The 19,831-nt window shown below is 66.6% G+C and carries 17 protein-coding genes; 14 read left to right on the top strand and 3 right to left on the bottom strand.

Annotated elements, in window-relative coordinates:
- Window positions 1–10: 10 nt before the first annotated feature.
- A complete protein-coding gene (gene sctV / locus BX591_RS02840) occupies window positions 11–2,116 on the bottom strand; it encodes a type III secretion system export apparatus subunit SctV (RefSeq protein WP_111929193.1) in 2,106 nt (701 codons plus the stop codon).
- Window positions 2,117–2,127: 11 nt separating this feature from the next.
- Window positions 2,128–3,261: a type III secretion system export apparatus subunit SctU gene (sctU, locus tag BX591_RS02835; protein WP_111929192.1), complete on the bottom strand. Its 1,134-nt coding sequence runs from the start codon at window positions 3,259–3,261 to the stop codon at window positions 2,128–2,130.
- A 307-nt stretch (window positions 3,262–3,568) separates the two neighbouring features.
- Here sctU and BX591_RS02830 point away from each other — a divergent pair, with 307 nt between their 5' ends.
- The 10 genes from BX591_RS02830 to sctC all read left to right on the top strand — a co-directional run bounded on the left by BX591_RS02830 (window position 3,569) and on the right by sctC (window position 13,414).
- The gene (locus tag BX591_RS02830) at window positions 3,569–4,174 is read left to right on the top strand and encodes an HrpB1 family type III secretion system apparatus protein (RefSeq protein WP_111929361.1); all 606 of its coding nucleotides are present in this window, start codon (window positions 3,569–3,571) and stop codon (window positions 4,172–4,174) included.
- 14 nt (window positions 4,175–4,188) lie between these two features.
- Window positions 4,189–4,587, top strand: coding sequence for a type III secretion protein HrpB2 (locus BX591_RS02825; protein WP_111929191.1), 399 nt, complete (start codon window positions 4,189–4,191; stop codon window positions 4,585–4,587).
- Window positions 4,588–4,609: 22 nt separating this feature from the next.
- Window positions 4,610–5,443 (top strand): type III secretion system inner membrane ring lipoprotein SctJ, encoded by an 834-nt coding sequence (sctJ, locus tag BX591_RS02820; protein ID WP_111929190.1) that lies wholly within the window; start codon window positions 4,610–4,612, stop codon window positions 5,441–5,443.
- 18 nt (window positions 5,444–5,461) lie between these two features.
- The gene (locus BX591_RS02815) at window positions 5,462–6,310 is read left to right on the top strand and encodes a type III secretion protein HrpB4 (protein WP_111929189.1); all 849 of its coding nucleotides are present in this window, start codon (window positions 5,462–5,464) and stop codon (window positions 6,308–6,310) included.
- Window positions 6,295–7,122 (top strand): type III secretion system stator protein SctL, encoded by an 828-nt coding sequence (sctL, locus tag BX591_RS02810; RefSeq protein ID WP_111929188.1) that lies wholly within the window; start codon window positions 6,295–6,297, stop codon window positions 7,120–7,122. The genes BX591_RS02815 and sctL overlap by 16 nt, the downstream gene beginning before the upstream one ends.
- Window positions 7,119–8,471, top strand: a complete 1,353-nt coding sequence (gene sctN, locus BX591_RS02805; RefSeq protein ID WP_111929187.1) for a type III secretion system ATPase SctN — start codon at window positions 7,119–7,121, stop codon at window positions 8,469–8,471. Before sctL ends, sctN begins: the two co-directional genes overlap by 4 nt.
- Complete coding sequence (locus BX591_RS02800) at window positions 8,468–8,992, top strand: type III secretion protein HrpB7 (RefSeq protein WP_111929186.1); 525 nt, start codon at window positions 8,468–8,470, stop codon at window positions 8,990–8,992. Before sctN ends, BX591_RS02800 begins: the two co-directional genes overlap by 4 nt.
- Window positions 8,989–9,861 (top strand): type III secretion system export apparatus subunit SctT, encoded by an 873-nt coding sequence (sctT, locus tag BX591_RS02795; RefSeq protein WP_111929185.1) that lies wholly within the window; start codon window positions 8,989–8,991, stop codon window positions 9,859–9,861. Before BX591_RS02800 ends, sctT begins: the two co-directional genes overlap by 4 nt.
- 200 nt (window positions 9,862–10,061) lie before the next feature.
- Window positions 10,062–11,537: a helix-turn-helix transcriptional regulator gene (locus BX591_RS02790; protein WP_111929184.1), complete on the top strand. Its 1,476-nt coding sequence runs from the start codon at window positions 10,062–10,064 to the stop codon at window positions 11,535–11,537.
- 86 nt (window positions 11,538–11,623) lie between these two features.
- Window positions 11,624–13,414, top strand: a complete 1,791-nt coding sequence (sctC, locus tag BX591_RS02785) for a type III secretion system outer membrane ring subunit SctC (protein ID WP_111929183.1) — start codon at window positions 11,624–11,626, stop codon at window positions 13,412–13,414.
- A gap of 89 nt (window positions 13,415–13,503) precedes the next feature.
- On the opposite strand, the gene BX591_RS02780 is transcribed toward sctC, so the two are convergent.
- On the bottom strand, window positions 13,504–14,598 hold the full coding sequence (locus tag BX591_RS02780; RefSeq protein WP_244146892.1) for a response regulator transcription factor: 1,095 nt from the start codon (window positions 14,596–14,598) through the stop codon (window positions 13,504–13,506).
- 186 nt (window positions 14,599–14,784) lie between these two features.
- Here BX591_RS02780 and BX591_RS35970 point away from each other — a divergent pair, with 186 nt between their 5' ends.
- The 4 genes from BX591_RS35970 to BX591_RS02765 all read left to right on the top strand — a co-directional run bounded on the left by BX591_RS35970 (window position 14,785) and on the right by BX591_RS02765 (window position 19,738).
- Complete coding sequence (locus tag BX591_RS35970; protein ID WP_146749719.1) at window positions 14,785–14,982, top strand: hypothetical protein; 198 nt, start codon at window positions 14,785–14,787, stop codon at window positions 14,980–14,982.
- 105 nt (window positions 14,983–15,087) lie between these two features.
- Entirely contained in the window at window positions 15,088–16,185 is a 1,098-nt protein-coding gene (locus BX591_RS02775; RefSeq protein WP_111929182.1) for an aromatic ring-hydroxylating dioxygenase subunit alpha, read from the top strand.
- A 74-nt stretch (window positions 16,186–16,259) separates the two neighbouring features.
- On the top strand, window positions 16,260–18,290 hold the full coding sequence (locus BX591_RS02770; protein WP_167444487.1) for a thiamine pyrophosphate-binding protein: 2,031 nt from the start codon (window positions 16,260–16,262) through the stop codon (window positions 18,288–18,290).
- On the top strand, window positions 18,287–19,738 hold the full coding sequence (locus tag BX591_RS02765) for a polysaccharide pyruvyl transferase family protein (RefSeq protein ID WP_111929180.1): 1,452 nt from the start codon (window positions 18,287–18,289) through the stop codon (window positions 19,736–19,738). The genes BX591_RS02770 and BX591_RS02765 overlap by 4 nt, the downstream gene beginning before the upstream one ends.
- The last annotated feature ends 93 nt before the right edge of the window (window positions 19,739–19,831 follow it).

Here is a 19,831-nt window from a genome sequence, read left to right as displayed (position 1 = left end):
CGCGGCGGCCTCAGATCGACACGCGGCCGAGCGGCCGCAACTCGACGTGCTCACCGAGTTCCTGGTACGAATACACCGCGAGCCAGCCCAGGCGCGCCTCGATCATGCGCCGCACGTAACGGCGAATATCCATCGAGGTCACCAGCGCCACGCCCTCGCGCGGCGTCGCGCCGACGAACGACTGGATCTTGTCGATCAGCAAGGTAGCTTCATCCGGCGGCAACGCGAGGAAATTGCCGGTGGGCGTCTGCTTGATCGACTGGCGGATATGCTGTTCGACCGGCATGTCGAACAGCACCGCCGACAAGGTCCGCTGGCCGCTTGCCGCCCGATGCGCGAGAAAGCGCGAGAGATCGCCGCGTACGTACTCGGTCAGCATCAGCATGTCTTTTTCTTTCGGTCCCCAGGTGATCAGGCTTTCCATGATCGTGCGCACATTGCGGATCGAAATCTGTTCCTCGAGCAGGCGCCGCAGCACGTCGGCGATCCGTTGCGGCGGCAGGACCTTCTGCACCTCGGCGACCAGACCCGGATAGTCGCCCGCGAGCTGGTCGAGCATCCACTGCACTTCCTGGATGCCGAGAAACAACGGCGCGTGACGCCGCATCAGCGCGACGCAGGCGTGCGCGATGGCCTGTTCCGCGCGCCACACCGGCGTCTTCGGCGGCACCGCGCGTTCTTCGAGCCAGCGCGTCGGCGCGCCGCTCGGGTCGATCGGCGGACCGGCTTCGGCTTGCGCGACGAGCGCGTCCAGGGCGGCGCTGTCCTCGGCCGTCAGCGTGACGGCGGCGGCCGAATGCGCGAGGCGGCTCGCTTCGGGCAACATCACCTTGCCGGCGGGTAGTTCGATGGTCCGTTGCGGCACGTCGTGCACGAGGATCTGACAGGTGGAGGCCGGCAGCGCGGCATAGGTCCACATGGTGATGCCGGGAAACGGCAGGCCGAGTTCTTCCTGCAGCCGCGCGCGTTCGGATTCGAACGACTTGTCGAGCGCCGGCATGGTCAGCCGCGCCACGAGGTCGGGGGCGATGCGCACGCCGAGCGGACAGGTGAATTGCGGCGCGCGCGCCAGAATCACCGGCACGTCGATCTTCGAACCCGAGCGTTGCATGGCGTGCAGGGATTCGCGTTCGTGACTGCTTTGCTGCGGCTTTTTCGCGTCCAGCCGCCACGCGGTGAACGTCAGCGAAGCGGCCAGCAGCAGGAATAGCGCGGCGGGAAAGCCCGGCACCGCCGCGAAGCCGAGCAGCAGCACCGCCGCGAAATACAGCGCGCGCGAACTGGAGCCGAGCTGGCGGCCGATTTCATCGCCGAGCGAAGCGGGCTTCGCCTGCCGTTCGTCGGCAACGCGCGTGATCATCACGCCGGCCGCGACCGAGAGCAACAGCGACGGAATCTGCGACACCATCGCGTCGCCCACCGACAGAATCGAAAAGCGGTTCGCCGCTTCGCCCGCGCTCATGTTGTGATAGGCCACCCCCACCGCGATCCCCGCCACGATATTGATCATCGTGATGATCAGGCCGGCGATCGCGTCGCCCTTGACGAACTTCATCGCGCCGTCCATGCCGCCGTGCAACTGGCTTTCGACGGCGAGCGTCGCGCGCTTGCGGCGGGCCTCCTCGGCGCTCAGCAGATTGGCGCGCAGGTCGGCGTCGATACTCATCTGCTTACCGGGCAGCGCGTCGAGCGTGAAACGCGCGCCGACTTCCGCGACCCGCTCCGAACCCTTGGCGATCACGATGAACTGCACCGTGGTGATAATCACGAACACCACCAGCCCGACCACCAGATTGCCGCCCACCACCAGTTCGCCGAAACTCTCGATAATGTGGCCCGCTTCGGCGTGCAACAGAATCGACTTGGTCGACGCGATGTTTAGCGACAGCCGGTAAAGCGTCGTGAACAGCAGCAGCGAGGGGAACGCCGAGAGCGATACCACGTCGGGCACGTACAGCGTCACCATCAGCAGGGTCACGCTGATCGCAATGTTGACGCCGAGCAGAACGTCGATCAGCGTCGGCGGCAGCGGCAGGATCATCAGCGAAATGATCGCCACGATCAGGGCGACGATGCCGATCTCGCCGCCCGCAGGAAGTTTCAGTGTCTTCAGCATGGTGGGTCTCGTCAGTGGAGGGCGGGCGGCGGGGCAGTGGCGTCGTGCGGGGAACCGGACGATGCGGCTTCGGCGTCGTCCAATGCCGGCATGCCTGTCGAGCGCCGCGCGCCGATCGATTCGACCCAGCGCAGAATCGCCGCGACCGTCTCGAACAGTTCTTCGGGAATCGGCTCGTCGAGGCCGACCTTGTACAGCGCGCGCGCCACCGGCGGATTGCCGATGATCGGCACCCCCGCATCGCGCGCCGCGCGCCGCAGGGCGGCCGCGCTCTCGTCCATGCCCTTGGCGATCACACGGGGCAGCGGATGTTCGTCGGGGGCGTAGCGCACGGCGACCGAGTAATGCGTGGGGTTGACCACCATCATGTTGGCCATGCCCACTTTCGACTGCGGCGGCGCGTTCAGAATCTCGCGCGCGAGCCGCCGCCGTTCACCCTTGATGCGTGGATCGCCCTCCTGATTCTTGTGTTCGCGCTTGACCTCGTCCTTCGACATCTTCATCTTCTTGAGGAACATGAAGCTCTGCAGCTTGACGTCCGCGGCGCCGACCAGCACGAACACCGCCGCGGCCACCATGAACAGCTTGATCAGCAACGCCCAGAACATCCGCACCAGCTCCGGCAGCGGCTGGTAGAGCGAACCCACGATCAGCGGAAACAGCCATTTGATGGTCTGCCACATCACGCAGAACACGATCGCCGCCTTGACGATCATCTTCGCGCACTCGATCAGCGTGCGCACCGAGAAGATCTTCTTGAGCCCCGCCATCGGACTGACGGCCTTCGGGTCCGGCGTGATCGGCTTGGTGGCGATCTGCATGCCGACCTGGCCGATCGAACCGGCAATCGCGGCGAGCGCCGCGATACACACGCACGGCACGATCGCCGAGAGCGCGAGGCCGCCGAGCTTGTACAACTGCGTCTGCATATTGGTCAGCGAATGATCGCCGTCGACGAAACCCGTGGCGATCAGCACCGCTTCGCGCAGCGCGTCGCTGAAGTGGCTCGCGCCCGCCATCAGCAACAGCACGACCGCCGACATCGAGATCGAATCGGTCAGATCGCTGCTGCGGGACACCTGTCCTTCCTTGCGCGCGTCCCGCAGCTTTTTCTGGGTTGGCTCTTCGGTTTTTTCGTCGCTCATGTCGGCTCGGTCGCGGTGGGAGAGGGCGCTGGGTAGATGCCGTGCGGGCGCTGTGCAGACGCTGCGCGTGCCGTGGCAGGGCAGTTCGGGACCCCGCCTGACGATAGCGCTCGCGCCGCTCGCGCGCGCCGGGCGAGGCGAAGCGGCCGCCCACGGCGCGAAGCACCCGCGCGGCTTCGCATCCGGTGCGGCGACTTCGCATCCGGAGGTTGCCCGCCGCGCGGCGGTTGCTATGTTTGCGTCATCCTTCCCGACCTGCTGCAACCCGCAGGGTCGATTTCAACGCTTCCGTCAGGAGCCCATCGCCATGACCGTCAGCACGCCGGATTACCTGAACTGCAGCCCCGATGTCGTCGGCGGCCTGATCGAAACCGTCTCGACCGCTTTGCTCAGCCACTTCCCGAAAGTGTCGGCCGATCCATACGACATCGAGCTCGTGCTCGACGCGCTGCGCGTGCTGCGTCCGCGCGTCGCCGAAATCGATACGCTCGACGGCATCCTGCACATGGTGCGCGGCCACTGGGACGACGCCATTCACGTGCTGCGCCAGGTCGGCGAGAACGCGCCGCGCTTCGGTTACGCCAAAGCGCTGCTCGCGTTCTGTCTGTCCGCCAAGGGCGACCCCGAATGGAAACAGTGCGCGGCCGAAGCCATGGCCGACAATCCGACCCGCGATACGCAGTCGCTGGTGCGCGCGCTCGAAGCCCGCGAGGATCTGCTCAACGCGATGAAGGTCAAGCGCGCGGGCGGCCAGTTCGTCACGCCGAAATCGTGCGAGGCGCTGGCGGAGTTCGACGCCGAGACCGCTGAAGCCGCTGGCGTGACCAGCACCGCGGAGCCGGTCGCGCATGCCGCTGTAACGGCCACGCCCGCGCCGCTCGACTACGCGAACCCGTCCTTCCTGCGCGCCTGATCACGGAGCCGCATATGACCGTCAACGCCACCACGACCGCCTTGCAGGCGTCGCTCGATCAGATGTCGCAAGGCGCGGCCGCTGGGCCCGCCGCGCAGACTTCGCCCGAACTGGCCGACAAGTTTCAGTCGCTGATGCAGAAGGGGCAAATGAGCGCGCCCGTCACGCCGCAACAGGACGGCACGGCAGTCGCCTCGAAGCTGGTCGCGAGTCAGGACGCCGAGCTGCAACACACCGTCAACGACGCGCTGCAACTCGCGCAGCAGGCGCCGACCATGACGATGAACGAGATGAGCGCCGGCACCATTCGCATGACCCTCGAACTCGCCAGCACGCAGCTCGATCTGGAAGCGAAGATGGGCGTGGTGGATTCGTCGAAGTCGGCGATCGAAACGCTGATGAAGAACCAGTAACGCCGCCACGGACGCCGCCATCATGTTCGACCGATCGCCCACCGCGCGAACCCGCCGCCGCGCCGCGCCGTTGCTCTGCGTGCTTGCACTGTGCGTCGCGCTCGGCGGCTGCAAGAAGGAGCTGTACGGCAATCTGTCCGAGCAGGACGTCAACGAGATGGTGGTGGCGCTGCTGGAGCGCGGCGTGGACGCCTCCAAAGACACTTCCGACGCGGGCAAGACCTGGTCGCTCGACGTCGACGATACGCAGATGGTGCGAGCGATGGAGGCGTTGCGCGCGCGCGGTTTGCCGCACAGCAAGTTCGACGATCTCGGCGCGCTGTTCAAGAAGGACGGCCTCGTCTCCACGCCGACCGAGGAGCGCGTGCGTTTCATCTACGGCACGTCGCAGGAGTTGTCGTCGACGCTCTCGAAGATCGACGGCGTACTGGTCGCGCGCGTGCAGATCGTGCTGCCGAACAACGATCCGCTCGCGCAGACCATCAAGCCTTCGTCGGCGGCGGTGTTCATCAAATACCGGCGCGATTCCGATATCGGCGCCCTGGTGCCGCAGATCAAGACGCTGGTGATGCATAGCGTCGAGGGTCTCACCTACGATCAGGTCAGCGTCACCGCCGTGGCGGCCGACCCGGTCGAATACGCGCAACAGCCGCAGAGCAACGGCATGCCCGCATGGCTGCTGGGCGTGCTGGCGGGCGCCGTGGTGCTGGCCGCCACCGCGCTGCTGGTGTTGGCGCGCCGTGGCGTGCTGGCGGGGCGGTCCGGCGCCGACGCGGCCGCGGCGGGCGACGGCGCGGCGAGCGGCCGCTTCGGCGGATTGCTGGCGCGTCTGCGCCGCTTGCGACCCGCGAACTGAACGGGCGACGCGGCTACGATGAACGCGCCCACCGATCTGCCTTTCCAGCGCGTGGCCGCGGCGCTCGACGCGTACCGTCGCAACCTCGCGACCGTGGCCCATTGGGCCGATCCCTCCTGGAGCGCCGCGTTGCTCGGCGCCGACGCCGCGCAGCTGGAAGCCTGGCGCGGCGCGCTTGAACGCGCCGGCGCGGCGGCCGTCGAAACCTGTTCGCAGGCGCTCGCGGATGCGGCCGGCGTCAAACCCCCTTCATTCTCCGCGCTGACTGACAGCGCGCTCACACCGTCGGCGTCGGGCGTGGTTCAACCGAACGCCGTGCTGCTCGACGTGTTGCCGGCGCGTCGCGCGCTGCAGGTGCTGTGCATGCGCGCGCTGTCGTTCCGGCGCGCGGAGGCGCGGCGTCTGATCGACAAACGCACGCGCTCGCTGCTGGCGGAGTGGACCGGCGTCGGCGTCGACCGTCTTACGCAAGACGCGCATCTGGCCGACGCGCCCGATATCGCGCGTCTCGCCACGCGCGCGGCGATGCCGCCGCTGACCGCGCTCGATGCGAACGCGCTGGCCGTCGAGGGCTGCGCGCTGCTGCTGCGCGATCTGGGCAGCTTGAGCGCGGCGCATGGCATGCCGGACGCGCAGGGCACGCAGGCTGGGCACGCGGCGCAGATGGGAAACGTGGGGCAGGTGGGGCACGCGGCCGCTGAAGCCAATCGCCTGCCGTTCCCGTTACTGCGGCTCGCGCTGCCGCGCGCACTGCCCGCTCCGGCCTGGCTCGCCGCCGTCCCCGCAACGCTCGACGCGCCCGGTTCGGCGCGCCTCTTCGCGCGTCTGTCCGATCTGCTACCGGAGTTTGCATGGCTATTTGGTTGAAGCACGCGCGCTCCGCTTTTGGCGACAACGATGCCGGGCAATGGGTCGCCCGCGTCGGCGCGTCGGCGGACGTGATTCCGCGCGCGACCTTCGGCGAGTTGGTCTCGATCGACGCAGCCTACGCCGCACTCGCCGTCGAACGCGAGGCCTTGCTGGCCGAGGCGCGCGACGAAGCCGCCCGGATTGTCGACGCGGGGCATGCGCAGGCCGCGGAGATCGCTGCGCAGGCGCAGCGCAACTACGACACCGCCAGCGAGCAGGGCTATCGCGACGGTTGCGATCGTGCGCTGGCCGACTGGATGCAGCGCCTCGCCGACGTGGCCGACGCGCAGAGCCAGTTGCAGATCCGCATGCGCGAGCGCCTCGCGCAGATCGTTGCGTCGGCGGTCGAGCAGATCGTGCGGGTGGAGCGTCACGAAGCGTTGTTCGAGCGCGCGCTCGCCACCGTCGATCGCATCGTGGAAGGCGCGACCTATCTGCGCGTGGCCGTGCACCCCGACGACTACACCGAAGCCAAAGCGACCTTCGACCGGCTCGCGTCGCGCTGGCGCGATCTCGGTCAGCCGATTCCGCTGTCGGTGATCGCGGATAAACGGCTCGAACCCGGCAGTTGCGTTTGCGAATCCGACTTCGGTACCGTCGACGCCAGTCTCGACACGCAATTACGCGCCATGCGCAGCGCGGTGTCGCGGGCGCTGAAGCGCTCGGTGGAAGTGGCCGACGCGCAAGGCGAAGCGCCGCCGCCCGGCAGCGCGGCCGAGGCGCGCAGCAACCGGTACGCCGACGAGGACTCCGACGAGGACGCCGCATGAGCACGCCGTGGCTGACGGGCACGGTCGATTTCGACCGGCTCACCGACGAGATCGAGCGCGAGATTCTGGCCGAGCCGGGCGTCACGCGAACCGGCAAGGTGCTCGAAGTGATCGGCACGCTGATCAAGGTCGCCGGGCTCGATCTGTCGCTCGGCGAACTGTGCGAGCTGCGCGCGGCGAACGGCACCTTGCTGCAGCTGGCCGAGGTGATCGGTTTTACCCGCGACGTCGCGTTGCTGTCGCCGTTCTCGCGGCTGGAAAATATTTCGCGCTCGACCCAGGTGATCGGCCTCGGCCGCCCGCTCTCCGTCAAGGTGGGCGACATGCTGCTCGGTCGCGTGATCGATAGCCTGGGCGAACCCGTGGACGGCGGCCCGCCGATCGAGTCCGACACGCTGCGGCCGATTTTCGCCGCGCCGCCCGAGCCGATGAGCCGCCGCATGATCGACGCGCCGTTGCCCACCGGCGTGCGCGTGGTCGACGCGATGATGACGCTCGCCGAAGGGCAGCGGATGGGGATTTTCGCGCCGGCGGGCGTCGGCAAGAGCACCTTGCTCGGCATGTTCGCGCGTGGCGCTTCGTGCGATGTCAACGTGATCGCGCTGATCGGCGAACGCGGCCGCGAGGTGCGCGAATTCGTCGAGTTGATTCTCGGGCCCGAGGGCATGGCGCGCTCGGTGGTGGTCTGCGCCACCTCGGACCGTTCGTCGATGGAGCGCGCGAAAGCGGCCTACGTCGCGACGGCGATTGCCGAATACTTCCGCGATCGCGGCCAGCGCGTGCTGCTGATGATGGACTCGCTGACGCGCTTTGCGCGGGCCGGTCGCGAGATCGGCCTCGCCGCCGGCGAGCCGCCCGCGCGGCGCGGTTTTCCGCCGTCGATCTTCGCCGAATTGCCGCGCCTGCTGGAACGCGCCGGAATGGGCGAGACCGGTTCGATTACCGCGCTCTACACCGTGCTCGCCGAAGACGACAGCGGCAGCGATCCGATCGCCGAGGAAGTGCGCGGGATTCTCGACGGCCACATGATCCTGTCGCGCGAAATCGCGGCGAAGAATCAGTATCCGGCCATCGACGTGCTCGGCAGTTTGTCGCGTGTGATGCCGCAGGTCGTGCCGGACGATTACGTGCAGGCCGCCGCGCGGATTCGCGAATTGATGGCGAAGCATCGCGAGGTCGAGATGCTGTTGCAGATCGGCGAATACCAGCCGGGCATGAACGCGCTGGCCGACGAGGCGATCGCCAAGGCCGACGCGATCAAGGCGTTCCTGTCGCAGCGCACCGGCGATTACGCGGCGCCGCAGGACACCGAGGCGCAGCTCTACGACCTGAGCGGGTTCGGCGGATGAGCGCGTCGACGGGTTTGCAGCAGCGGCGCGTCGTCGCACTGGAGCGATCGTGCACGCGGCGTCGCCGTCTCGACGAGACCTTGCGTGCGACGCTCGCGGCGCAGCGCAGCGCCCAGGTGTCGCTCGACGCCGCGCGCGACGCGAAGCAGGAGCAGTTCGCGCACCAAACCGGGGTGCTGCGCTTTTACGAGCATCGCATGGACGGCATGATGACGGGCACCGAGCCGTTCTCGCTCGACGACCTCAATCATTGCCGCCTGTATCTCGGCGTGGTGAACGACCGGCTGCGTGTGCTCGACGCGGAACTCGCGCAGGCGCAAGCCGCCGTGCAGGCGAACCTTGCGGCGATCGCGCAGACGCAGCGCGAGATCGCGTTGAACCAGGGCCGCATCGATCTGTGCGGCGAGCGCATTCGCGAGATTCGTCGCGTGCAGGAGAACGCCGAGAGCGACGCGAGCGACGAAGAGGCCGAAGAAACCGCGCTCGCCCGACGCTTCCATGCACGCGGGGCGCACGCATGAACGACATCGCCTCCGCGCTGCCGCAACTCGGCGCGCTGCTGGTCGGCTACATCACGTTGATCGGCGTGTGCTCGTTGCGGCTGTTTATCGTGATGTTCATCTTTCCGCCGACCGCCGACGGTTTGCTGCAAGGCGTGGTGCGCAATGCGGTCGTGCTGCTGTTCAGCTCTTACGTGGCCTATGGTCAGCCCGTTGCGTTCATGCAGTCGCTGCATGGCGTGATGCTGCTCGAAGTCGGTTTGCGCGAGGCGCTGATCGGACTCGTGATCGGCTTCGCGGCGTCGATCGTGTTCTGGGTCGCGGAAGGGGCGGGCACGTATATCGACGATCTGACGGGCTACAACAACGTACAGATCACCAATCCCACGCGCCAGGAGCAATCCACGCCGACCGCCACGCTGCTCGGGCAGATTGCCTCCGTGGCGTTCTGGGCGCTCGGCGGCATGACCTTTCTGCTGGGCACGCTGTACGAGTCGTATCACTGGTGGCCGATCGTTTCGGCGGCGCCGAACGTGTCGAACATTCTCGAATCGTTCGTGCTCGCGCAGACCGATTCGCTGATGCAAACCGTCGCCAAGCTCGCAGCGCCGATGATGTTCATTCTGCTGCTGATCGACTTCGCGTTCGGCTTTGCCGCGAAGTCCGCCTCCAAGCTCGATCTGATGACGCTCAGTCAGCCGGTCAAGGGCGCGGTCACGGTGCTGATGCTGGCGCTGTTCGTCGGCGTCTTCGTGGATCAGGTGCGCGATCAGGTCACGTTGCGCGGCCTCGCGGCGGAGTTTCGCGAGCTGTCCGATTCGACGAAGACACCGGATGCGTCGCCCACACCGCGCACGCCGGATGCCTCCCCGCCGACCCAACGCCCTTGAGCTTGCGTTGAGAATGTTGCATGACGTACCGCATGAATCGATGCGTCGCAGCGAGATCGCGGCAAAACTCAAACCTTCTCAAACACGCCGCGAATGTCAGATTAATTGAAATTTCGCCCGACCTGCCTGGCTACATTGACTCCACCCGACGCAACGCGCTTGCCGCCTGCGACGCGTTCCCGCACTCAGAGGAGTCGTCCATGCTTTCGATGCTTTATTTTCCCGTGGTCTCCGCGCTCGCGACACCGTCACCGTGTGCTCACACCGCGTCGGCGAGCCGCTTCCTGGACACCTTGCTCGATGGCAAACTGAACGCCGCGAGCCAGCTCGCGAGCCGCTGGACCGACGAGGCCGGCAACGCCGAATTCGCGCCGCACGCGCTGCAACTGCACGCCGATCTGCAACTGATGCTGGGCATCGAAGTCGAGGCGGAGGAGAACTACCGCCGCGCCCAGAAACTGATTCGCTCGTCGAAGCACGCGATTCGTACCGCGTCCTGCCGGAATGCCGCCTGGCAGGCATTTTTCCGTCATCGGCTCGGTACGGCACTCGCGTGTTTTTCGCGCGTCGCCGATGAACCCGAAATCGAACCGGCGCGTGCGGTGGAAGCCCACTTCGGGATGGTCTGCGTGCTCTATGAACTGGGCCGAACCAGCGAAGCCGCCGACGCGCTCGACGATCTGATCGAGCGGGTGGAGCGCGACCTCGACGATACGCACGGCCATTGGCACGCGCTGCTCACCACCTTGCGTTTCGACTTCGCGGTGCAGGCGGAAGTGCGGGGTGCGACGGCGCTGCGAGATCACGTCTACTGGCATTCGGGTTTGTCGAGCGAACGCGCGCCGCGGCCCGGTCAAGGTACGGATGCGAGCGTCGATGGTCTCGCGCGGGGCGTGTTCGGCGTGCGCTCGCCGTTGCTGCGCGCGCGTATCGATTATCTGCAGCAATTGCGACTGGCTGCGTGTGCGGATCGCGATGCGATCGGCGAATTGCAGCGTCATCTGCAATGGTCGCGAGAGCAGGGACTCGCCGACTACCAACGCACGCTGCGCCTCGAAATCGCTTTGGCGACATTGGCCGGTGCGGCGCCGCACCTGGCCTGCTCGATTCTCGAACCGCTGCATCAGGTCGGCCGTAACGGCACGACCGGGCACCGTCAGCTCGAATATCTCTACTGCAGCGCCAAAACGCGTCAGGCCGAAGGCCGCGCGCAGGAATCGTTGCAACTCTATAGCCGCTATGCGCTGGTCGCGATGCAGTGTCTGCGCGAGGACTCGCAGGTGCGCGCGCCGTTCCTGCAGCGCAGCGCGAAAGCTTCGCCGCAACTCGACGACGTGGGCGCGCGCCTGCCGGCCAAATATCGCCGCGCCTACGTCTATGTGCTCGACAACCTCGACCGTCGCGATCTGTCGGTACGCGAGGTGGCCGCCGAAATCGGCGTGACCGAGCGCGCGCTGCAAAGCGCCTTCAAGAATTTCCTCGGCCTGTCGCCGACCGAATTGATCCGCCGTCAGCGCATGGAGCGGATTCGCGCGGAACTCACCGACCGGTCCTATTCGAGCGAGCGCGGCGTGCTCGGCGCGGCCAGCAAATGGGGCGTGCAAAACCGTTCGACGCTCGTCAACGGTTATCGCAAACAGTTTCACGAAGCCCCGTCCGAGACGCTCGAACGATAGCGCGATCGCGGCTGCTTACGGCGTTTCGCCGTGGCAAGGCGGGTGGGCATTCATCACTTTTCCTTTACCTTCACACAGTCGACTCCATGAAATCGAAGACGCTGTTCTGCGCCGCGTGGCTCGCGGCGTCCCTCACGTTGAGCGCGCTGCAACCCGCGAGCGCCGCGCCGGTGCGTTGGCGGGGCACGACCGTACACATTGCCGTCGAAGGCAAGGATCTGAAAGACGTACTGCGCGATTTCACCGCCAGCCAGGGCGTGGCCGCGTCGATTGCGGGCAACGTGCAGGGTGCGGTGACGGGGCGTTTCGATATGTCGCCGCAGCGCTTTCTGGATACGCTTGCGTCGACCTTCGGCTTCGTGTGGTTCTATGACGGCAGCGTGCTGTCGATCAGCAGCGCCAACGACGTCACGCACCAGGTGATCAAACTCGATCACGCGTCCGCCGGCGATCTGCGCGCGGCGTTGCATACCATGAGCGTCGACGACCCGCGTTTCCCGGTGCTTTATGACGAAAGCGCGGGGACGGCGATCGTCAACGGTCCCCCGCAATATGTGCAGATGGTCGGCGAGATCGCGAAGCGGCTGGACGACAACGCCAGCCGCCGCACCGGCTCGGTGATCCGGGTGTTCAAACTGAAGCATGCGTGGGCCGCCGACCACAAGGTGCAGATCGACGGCAACACGATCACGGTGCCGGGCGTGGCGACGGTGCTGTCGAACATGTATCACGCGAAACAGGAGAAGGGCGGCGGCGGTGGCCAGTCGCAGACCTCGGTGTCGCCGAACCTGCAGCGCGTCCCGCCGATGACGGACGTCAACGGCGCTAACAACGGCGGCGGTCAGGTGAACAATCCGCCGTTGCCGCCCAACATGGTGAGCGGCGACGGCTCCGCGCTCGGCGGTCTGGTCGGCAATGCGCAGCCGTCGAACTACGGCAGCAGCGGCGCCGTGGGCTACGCGAACACGCCGGGCTCAGCGGGGATGAGCCAGCCGAGCGGCGGCGATCTGACGTTGCCGATCATGCAGCCCGATCCCACCACCAACTCGGTGTTGATCCGCGATACGCCGCAGCGTATCGACCAGTACGCGTCGCTGATCGAGCAGCTCGACACGCGGCCCAAGCTGATCGAGATCGAGGCGCACATCATCGAAATCGACGACGACCTGTTGAAGCAGATCGGCGTGGACTGGCGGGCGCATAACAGTCATCTCGACTTTCAGACAGGCAGCGGGACCTATCAACAGAACAGCTACGCGAACGGGTCGATCAACCCGAACTTCGGCACCTCGACGCTCGCCGACGGCACCACGGTCGTCTCGGCCACGCCGGTGGGCGCGTCGATCACCGCCGTGCTGGGCGATGCCGGGCGTTATCTGATGGCGCGCGTCAATGCGATGCAGAGCAGCTCGAAGGCGAAGATCGACGCGTCGCCGAAGGTCGCGACGCTCGACAACGTCGAGGCGGTCATGGACAACAAGACCAAATTCTTCGTGCGCGTGTCCGGTTATACGTCGGCGGATCTGTACAGCGTCTCGACGGGGGTGTCGCTGCGCGTGTTGCCGATGGTGGTGCAGGAAGACGGCCAGACACGCATCAAGCTCGACGTGCATATCGAGGACGGTCAGCTCACGGGGCAGCAGGTCGACAACATTCCGGTGATCACCAGCAGCGAGATCAATACGCAGGCGTTCGTCGGTCAGGGAGAGAGTCTGTTGATCGCGGGTTATAGCGTGGACAACAACTCCAACGGTATGACCGGCGTGCCGGGTTTGTCGAAGATTCCGCTGATTGGCGCGCTGTTCCGTTACAACAACGACGAGCGCTCGCATATGGAGCGGGTTTTCCTGTTGTCGCCGCGGGTGCTCGACCTGTAGGCAGCCGGGTCGAGTCTGGATCGAGGCCGGGCAGGGGCAAGGCGGTGATGGCCGCGCTTGCCTTTTTTTAGCCGCTTTTCTAGCGCGGCCTAGCGACGGCGTGCGTTGCCGCCCAGCAGTGCGGCGGGAATCGAGAACGAGGTCAGCGCGACCGCCGCCTCGCCGTCCGAAGCCTCCGCGCCAGGCGCCGTGAAGCCCGCCAGCCGATGCACGACGTGCGTCGCGCCGCTGTGCCACATGGCGGCATACTGACCCCACGGCTGCGCGTTGCGTGCCGTCTCGCTGTCTTTTGCATGGATGTCCAGCGCCCGCACCGGGCGTGCCGCCTGGGTGACACGGTCGCTCGCGATTTCCTCGCGCGCGCTGTCCACGGCGTGGGTGATCGCGACGATCGCGTCAGCGGTGCGCGCGGCTCGCGTGCTTTGCGGGGCGCGGGTGGATGGCGTGGCCCGCGCCAGATCCGCTGCGATCGCGTCGCTCTCCGCCCGGCCGTCGCATAACTCGACACGATAGCCATGCGCATACATCGTGCGGAGCTGCACACCGCACGTACCGTTCAACGCCAGCTTCTTGCGCAGTTTGTAGATGTGCTGTTCGAGCGTGCGTCCGACGATATCCTCGGTGCTGCTCCAGATCGCGCCCGCGATCTGCCGGCGGCTCACATACTCGCCGGCGCGCGAGAACAGCAGCCACGCGATCGCGAATTCGCGTACCGTCAAACGGATTTCCTGATCGTCGACCAGCACGGTGCCGGTGCGCCGGTCGAGCCGGTAAGGTCCGAGTTCGGCCCAATCCTCGGACTGCACCGGCGTCGGCGACTGGAAGCGGCGTAGCGCCTGGTAGGTGCGCGCTTCGAGTTCGCCGCGGTCGATCGGCGCAAGCACCACGTCGTCGGCGCCGATTTCGAAGGCCCGCTCGATGCTGTCGCGATCGGTAAATGCGCCGATCACGATCAACGGCGCGCGACGGTCGCCGTAACAGGCACGCCGAGCGAACACGGCGCGCGTCGCGTCGATTCCCGTGGCGGCGTCGACAAGAATAGCGTGATAGTCCTCCCGATAGATCGCCCGGGACAGCGCGACGTCATCGAGGAAACGGCAGCATTCGATTGCCTCGTCGTGAAAGCATTGGCAAATCAGATTGAACAGACAGCTGCTGGTGGTCATCACGGCGAATTTCAACATGCCCTCCGGGGACTGATGCTTGCGGTTGCTTCCCAAACCATCTGGCGTGCCCCGAAAATTACGGCCCTTAAAATATCAGGGCTGTAACGAATTGTTTCGCTTCAACAGGTACGGAAAGGGCATGAATTACGGCTAAAGGGTTTCGAATGGCTTTATGCAGGTCAATAGGGGGAGAAATCGCGCCCGTTGAATGAAGATGAATGGTTTATGCCAATTGCGGTATCAATTTCCCGCATTCGGAATGGCGCCGGTAAAAGAGACCCCAATCGGCCGGAATCGCACGCGAAGCAAGGTTCGCAGCACCTTTCAGCGTTGCAAGGCCTGGTTATTTTTGTTGAGAATCGCGAAACTGCGTTTTATGCACATAGCTTCGGATTGGCATGAGTTTTTTTGAAAGTGTGGGACGGCGGGGTACTTAGACTCGCATGAGGTTGCCGGCAAGCGGCGCCACGCTATTTTTTTCAAGCCGATCTGATTGCGAGTGCGTCCATGTCCTTTCTCTTAAACGCGTGGTATGTCGCCGCGTTCTCCCACGAGGTGCGCTCCGGCACACCGTTTACCCGCACGCTGCTCGGCCGGCCCGTGGTGATGTATCGTGATGCCGAACAACGCGCGATCGCGCTGGACGACCGTTGTCCGCATCGCTTCGCGCCGCTGTCGCAAGGCCGCATCGTCGACGGCGTGCTCGAGTGCCCCTATCACGGTCTGCGCTTCGGGGCGAACGGGCAGTGCGTGCACAATCCGCACGGCGACGGCCGGGTGCCGGCGGGCGCCAAGGTGCGCACATATCCCACGCTCGAACGTTACGGCGCTATCTGGTTCTGGCCGGGCGATCCCCTGCGCGCGGACGAAGCGCTGCTGCCGTCGTTTCCGTTCGTCGATACCGCGACGAACTTCACTCACGACGGTTATCTGCACACGCGCGCGCATTATCAGTTGAGCGCGGACAACCTGCTCGATCTGAGCCACTTCCAGTTTCTGCATCCCGATACGCTGGGCAGCGAGGCGATCGCGCGCGGCGACGTGCAGTCGGGCAGCCTCGGCGACATCGTCTGGGTACGCCGTAGCGCGTACGACGAAGCGTTGCAGCCGTTCGTCGCGCAAGGCTTCGGGATAGCGCCGGGAACGCGGGTGGACCGCTGGATGGACGTGCGCTGGACGCCACCGGGACTGCTGTCGATCGTGGTCGGCGTAACGGCGGCGGGCATGCCGCGCGAAGCCGGGTTGATCGCGCCGTCGGCGCATTGGCTCACGCCGGAAACGGAGCGCACGACGCATTATTTCTTCGCGTTCGGCTTGCCCAACGAGATGGGCGAGGCCGCGCACGAACTGGTGCGCTATGCGGTGGAAGGGTTGATGAAGCCGTTCGAGTGCGAGGACCTGCCGATGCTCGAAGCGCAGCAGAAGAACCTCGGCGACAACGATTTCTGGGCGATGCAACCGGCGCTGCTACCGATCGATGCCGGCGCGATTCGCGCGCGGCGCGTGATGGAGCGACTGATCGCGGCCGAGCGGACGGGTGACGAAACGCCTGCGCGCACGATTGCGATTACGCCGGTGGCGGACGCTTCGCGAGAGGTCGCGTGATGGCGGCCGTTTTCGATGCTGCCGCGATGGGTGGGGAAGCGCTTTGCGATGATGCTGCGATGGGGGACGAGTCGTTGAACGCCGTCTGGGTGGAATGTATCGTCGAGATGTTGAGCGCGGCCGGCGTGCGTCATGCGGTGTTGTGCCCGGGCGGACGTGCCAGTGCGATGTGCCTCGCGGTCGATGCGCATCCGCGTATCGCCGTCGAGATGGTCTGCACCGACGAACGCAGCGGCGCGTTCGTCGCGCTTGGCATCGCGAAGGCGAGCGGTTCGCCGGTCGCGATCGTCACGACCTCGGGCTCGGCGGTAGCGAATGTCTTGCCGGCGCTGACCGAAGCGGACGCCGCCGACGTGCCGCTCGTCGTGCTGACCTGCGATCGTCCACGAGCCTTACGCGGCACGGGCTTCGGGCAGATGGCCGATCATCTCGGCGCGACGCGCGCGTTCGTGCGAGCTCAGGCGGATCTGGGCGATCCGGTCGATTCGGCGCAGGCGGTGGAGCAGGAGATGGGCCTCGTGGTGGCGGCGCTCGCGGCGATGGCCGGGGGCGTGGATGACGTAGATGATGGCTTGTCGCGAGCCGACGCGCATCCGCCTGCACGACGACCGACGCGCGGGCCGGTGCATGTGAACGTGCCGCTGGCGGGTGTCTACGATGCGGTCGAGACGCAGCCGGTGTCGTGTGAGACGGTTCGTGCGCTGCGTGCGCTGCGTGCGCTTGGTGCGCTGCGGGAGACGGGCGATGTGGCCGGGGATGGACGCGGGATCGCGATGCGGCGCCATGTCGGTGGAGGAGCGGAGGCTCTGGCATTCGAAGCGCAGGCGTCGCACGTGGTCGAGCACCTGTCTGAACAGATCGTCGCGCGCGTGATGACTCGCGTGCTGGCGAAGCGCGGCGACCGGCCGCTCCCGGAAGGGCTCGACGGCTTGATCGTCGTTGGCCCCGAACCCGGCGTGCCGCTCGAGGCGATTTTCGCGCTGGCGGCGTCGAGCGGTTTTCCGGTGCTCGCCGATGCCGGCAGCGGACTGCGCGCGGGACCGTCCGCACTCGCGCCCCAGACGGCGGCGCGCGGCGCGGCGGGCGCGCTGATCGTCAACGCCTTCGATGTATTCGGCGGCGCCGCACGGCTCGCGGCAACGCGTGCGGAATTGATCGTGCGCTTCGGCCTCGCACCGGTGCTGCCGGTGTTGCACGCCTACCTTGAAGCGCAGGCCGACGTGCCCACCATCAAGATCGCGCCGTGCCGCGTGGCACATGACTATCTGCATCAGGCGCTCGATCCGCGCGATGTCGTGGTGGCGTCTTCGGCTAGCGCATTGCTGGCGCTGGGACGGGCACTAGGCGAGGCGGTGCGCGGCCGGATGCCTTCGCATGCGTGCACCGAAGCAACCACCGACCCAGCCGCCCACCCAGACGCCCGCCCCAGTCAACCCGCCGCGCCCGTCGCCTTCGCGTGGCGTGACCGCTGGGCCGGTGTCGCCAGCTACGGCGCGCGGGAGCGACGCGCTTGTGTCGCCGCGCTCGAATGGGGCGAAGTGTCCGCGGTGCATCGCGTACTGGCCGCACCGGGTTTTGCCTTCGTTCACCTCGGCAATTCGATGTCGATGCGCCATGCCGATATCGGCTACGACGTGCGCGCCGCCTGTCAGGACATCTACGTCAATCGCGGGGTGAGCGGTATCGACGGCACGCTGTCGACGTTCATCGGCGAGGCGCTCGCGCGTCGCGACCCAGGGCTGCTGCTGCTCGGCGATCAGGCGTTGGTCCACGATCTGTCTGCATTAGCCAGCGCGCAGCGTGTGCGGACCCCCGCCTGCGTCTGCGTGGTCGACAACGGCGGCGGGGCGATTTTCGATTTTCTGCCCATCGCGCAAGCGCCGGCTTATCGGCGCACCATCCGCAATCCTTACCGCCTCGACCTCGGTGCGCTGGCGCAAGGGTTCGGGCTGGCGCACCGGCGGGTCGGCACGCGCGCCGAACTGGACGCGGCCCTCGCCGATGCCAGCGCTCACGCTGGCGTGACCCTCGTTGAAATTGCCGTCGAACCGTACTCCGGCGCGATGCAGATCAAACAGTTGGCGCAAGCGTTGGGGGCGGCATGATGGATTGGGATGGGGTGGCCAGTCCGTTGGAGCGCTCGCTCGCGGCCCTGGAGCGGTACGCGAGTGCCAGTGCGCCGGATGAAGTGTTTCTCGACGACCTGCAGCAACGCATCGGCGCGGCGCGGCGCGCGTCGGCCCGCAGCGGCTCGCGTGTGGCGGGCGAGGGGCTTGGTGCATCAGGTGGGTCAGGTGGGTCGGGTGGGTCGGTCCCCCCAGCTACGCCGAGCGCGCCCAACGCCGCGCCCCGCATCCTGTTGCTCGGCTACACCGGCGCGGGCAACACCGGCGCCGATCTGCGCACGATCGAAACGATCGCGCAGCTACACCGCGTGCTGGCGCCGCGCGTGCCGGACATCACGCTGTTCGCGCTTGGCGACTGCTTCGATCACCCGTTGCTGGCCGACACGCCGCGCCTGACGCCGGCGCTGCCTTATCTGCCCGATGCGCTCGACGCCGCCGTGCGCGAAGCCGACCTCGTGCTGAACGTCGAAGGCTCGACTTACACGTCGAAGTTTTCGGATTCGCTGGCGGGCGTGCTGATCGGCGGGGTTGCGCTCGCGCATGCGCATGGGCGAGCGGCGATCGCCTATGGTGTCGACAGCGGCACGATGAGTGCGGCGCTGACGCGCTTCGTCGAACGTAACGCCGATGGCGGCGAGATCATCTGCCGCAACGACGCGGCGCGACGACAACTCGCCTCGCTGGGTGTGCTCGTGCAGGCCGGCGCCGATACGGCATGGACCTATCGGGCGCGACCTGAAGCAAGCAAAGCGGCGCCCGCCGCGCGCCGCGTCGCGTTGTGTCCGAACAATCCGTTCTGGTGGCCGGTGCGCGCCGACGCCGCGCGCGCCCGTGAGCTCGACGCGCGCGGTGAAGCATCGCCGCTGCGTTATGGGCCGCTGCATTTCCATAGTTGGGACGCGGCGCGCGCCGAGGCGTACGACGCGTATCTCGATCGTTTCGCGCGGATCGCCATCGGTCTGCGGGAGCAAGGTTATACGCCGGTGCTGGTGGGCATGGAGCAACTCGACCGCAGCGCCTGCACCGATCTGGCCGCGCGGCTGCCGTTCGAGATCGAACTCGTCACGCGTGGCCCGCGCACGCTCGACGAGGTGGCCGCGTCCGTGGCGCAGGCTGCCTGTGTCGTGACGACGCGCTATCACGCGGCGGTGCTCGCGATATCGCATGGTGTGCCCGTGTTCGGGCTGTCGATGGACACGCGTATCGAACGTTTGCTCGGCGAAGTGGGATGCCCGCAATGGCGTGCGGCATGCGACGACGCGAACGGCGCGCAAGCCGCCTTGACGGCGATCGGATCGTTGTGCCGCGACGAGGTGCGCACCGCCCTGGTCGCGGCTTACGCGGACTATGCCAGCGTGCAGCGCGCCCGTATCGAGGCGATGGGCGAACGGCTGCGCGTCGCGTTAGGACCATCCGTACCGCATTGAAACTTTCCCACAACCGTCATCAGGCTGACAAAAACTTCGCCTGGCCGTTCGGCAGTTCCGTTTTGCCGTGAGTCGGCACATCGATTTCCGATG

Source organism: Paraburkholderia bryophila, from assembly GCF_003269035.1.
GTDB lineage: Bacteria > Pseudomonadota > Gammaproteobacteria > Burkholderiales > Burkholderiaceae > Paraburkholderia > Paraburkholderia bryophila.
Note: the sequence above shows the minus strand (reverse complement) of the source record. Positions and strands in the feature narration are given on the sequence as shown.

What these genes read in the sequence shown, in the direction of transcription:
- sctN (WP_111929187.1), top strand. Translation starts at nt 7,119, where the DNA reads ATGAGCACGCCGTGGCTGACGGGCACGGTCGATTTCGACCGGCTCACC.
- BX591_RS02765 (WP_111929180.1), top strand. Translation starts at nt 18,287, where the DNA reads ATGATGGATTGGGATGGGGTGGCCAGTCCGTTGGAGCGCTCGCTCGCG.
- sctT (WP_111929185.1), top strand. Translation starts at nt 8,989, where the DNA reads ATGAACGACATCGCCTCCGCGCTGCCGCAACTCGGCGCGCTGCTGGTC.
- sctC (WP_111929183.1), top strand. Translation starts at nt 11,624, where the DNA reads ATGAAATCGAAGACGCTGTTCTGCGCCGCGTGGCTCGCGGCGTCCCTC.
- BX591_RS02815 (WP_111929189.1), top strand. Translation starts at nt 5,462, where the DNA reads ATGAACGCGCCCACCGATCTGCCTTTCCAGCGCGTGGCCGCGGCGCTC.
- BX591_RS02775 (WP_111929182.1), top strand. Translation starts at nt 15,088, where the DNA reads ATGTCCTTTCTCTTAAACGCGTGGTATGTCGCCGCGTTCTCCCACGAG.
- BX591_RS02790 (WP_111929184.1), top strand. Translation starts at nt 10,062, where the DNA reads ATGCTTTCGATGCTTTATTTTCCCGTGGTCTCCGCGCTCGCGACACCG.
- sctV (WP_111929193.1), bottom strand. Translation starts at nt 2,116, where the DNA reads ATGCTGAAGACACTGAAACTTCCTGCGGGCGGCGAGATCGGCATCGTC.
- sctU (WP_111929192.1), bottom strand. Translation starts at nt 3,261, where the DNA reads ATGAGCGACGAAAAAACCGAAGAGCCAACCCAGAAAAAGCTGCGGGAC.
- BX591_RS02780 (WP_244146892.1), bottom strand. Translation starts at nt 14,598, where the DNA reads ATGTTGAAATTCGCCGTGATGACCACCAGCAGCTGTCTGTTCAATCTG.
- sctL (WP_111929188.1), top strand. Translation starts at nt 6,295, where the DNA reads ATGGCTATTTGGTTGAAGCACGCGCGCTCCGCTTTTGGCGACAACGAT.
- BX591_RS02800 (WP_111929186.1), top strand. Translation starts at nt 8,468, where the DNA reads ATGAGCGCGTCGACGGGTTTGCAGCAGCGGCGCGTCGTCGCACTGGAG.
- sctJ (WP_111929190.1), top strand. Translation starts at nt 4,610, where the DNA reads ATGTTCGACCGATCGCCCACCGCGCGAACCCGCCGCCGCGCCGCGCCG.
- BX591_RS02825 (WP_111929191.1), top strand. Translation starts at nt 4,189, where the DNA reads ATGACCGTCAACGCCACCACGACCGCCTTGCAGGCGTCGCTCGATCAG.
- BX591_RS02830 (WP_111929361.1), top strand. Translation starts at nt 3,569, where the DNA reads ATGACCGTCAGCACGCCGGATTACCTGAACTGCAGCCCCGATGTCGTC.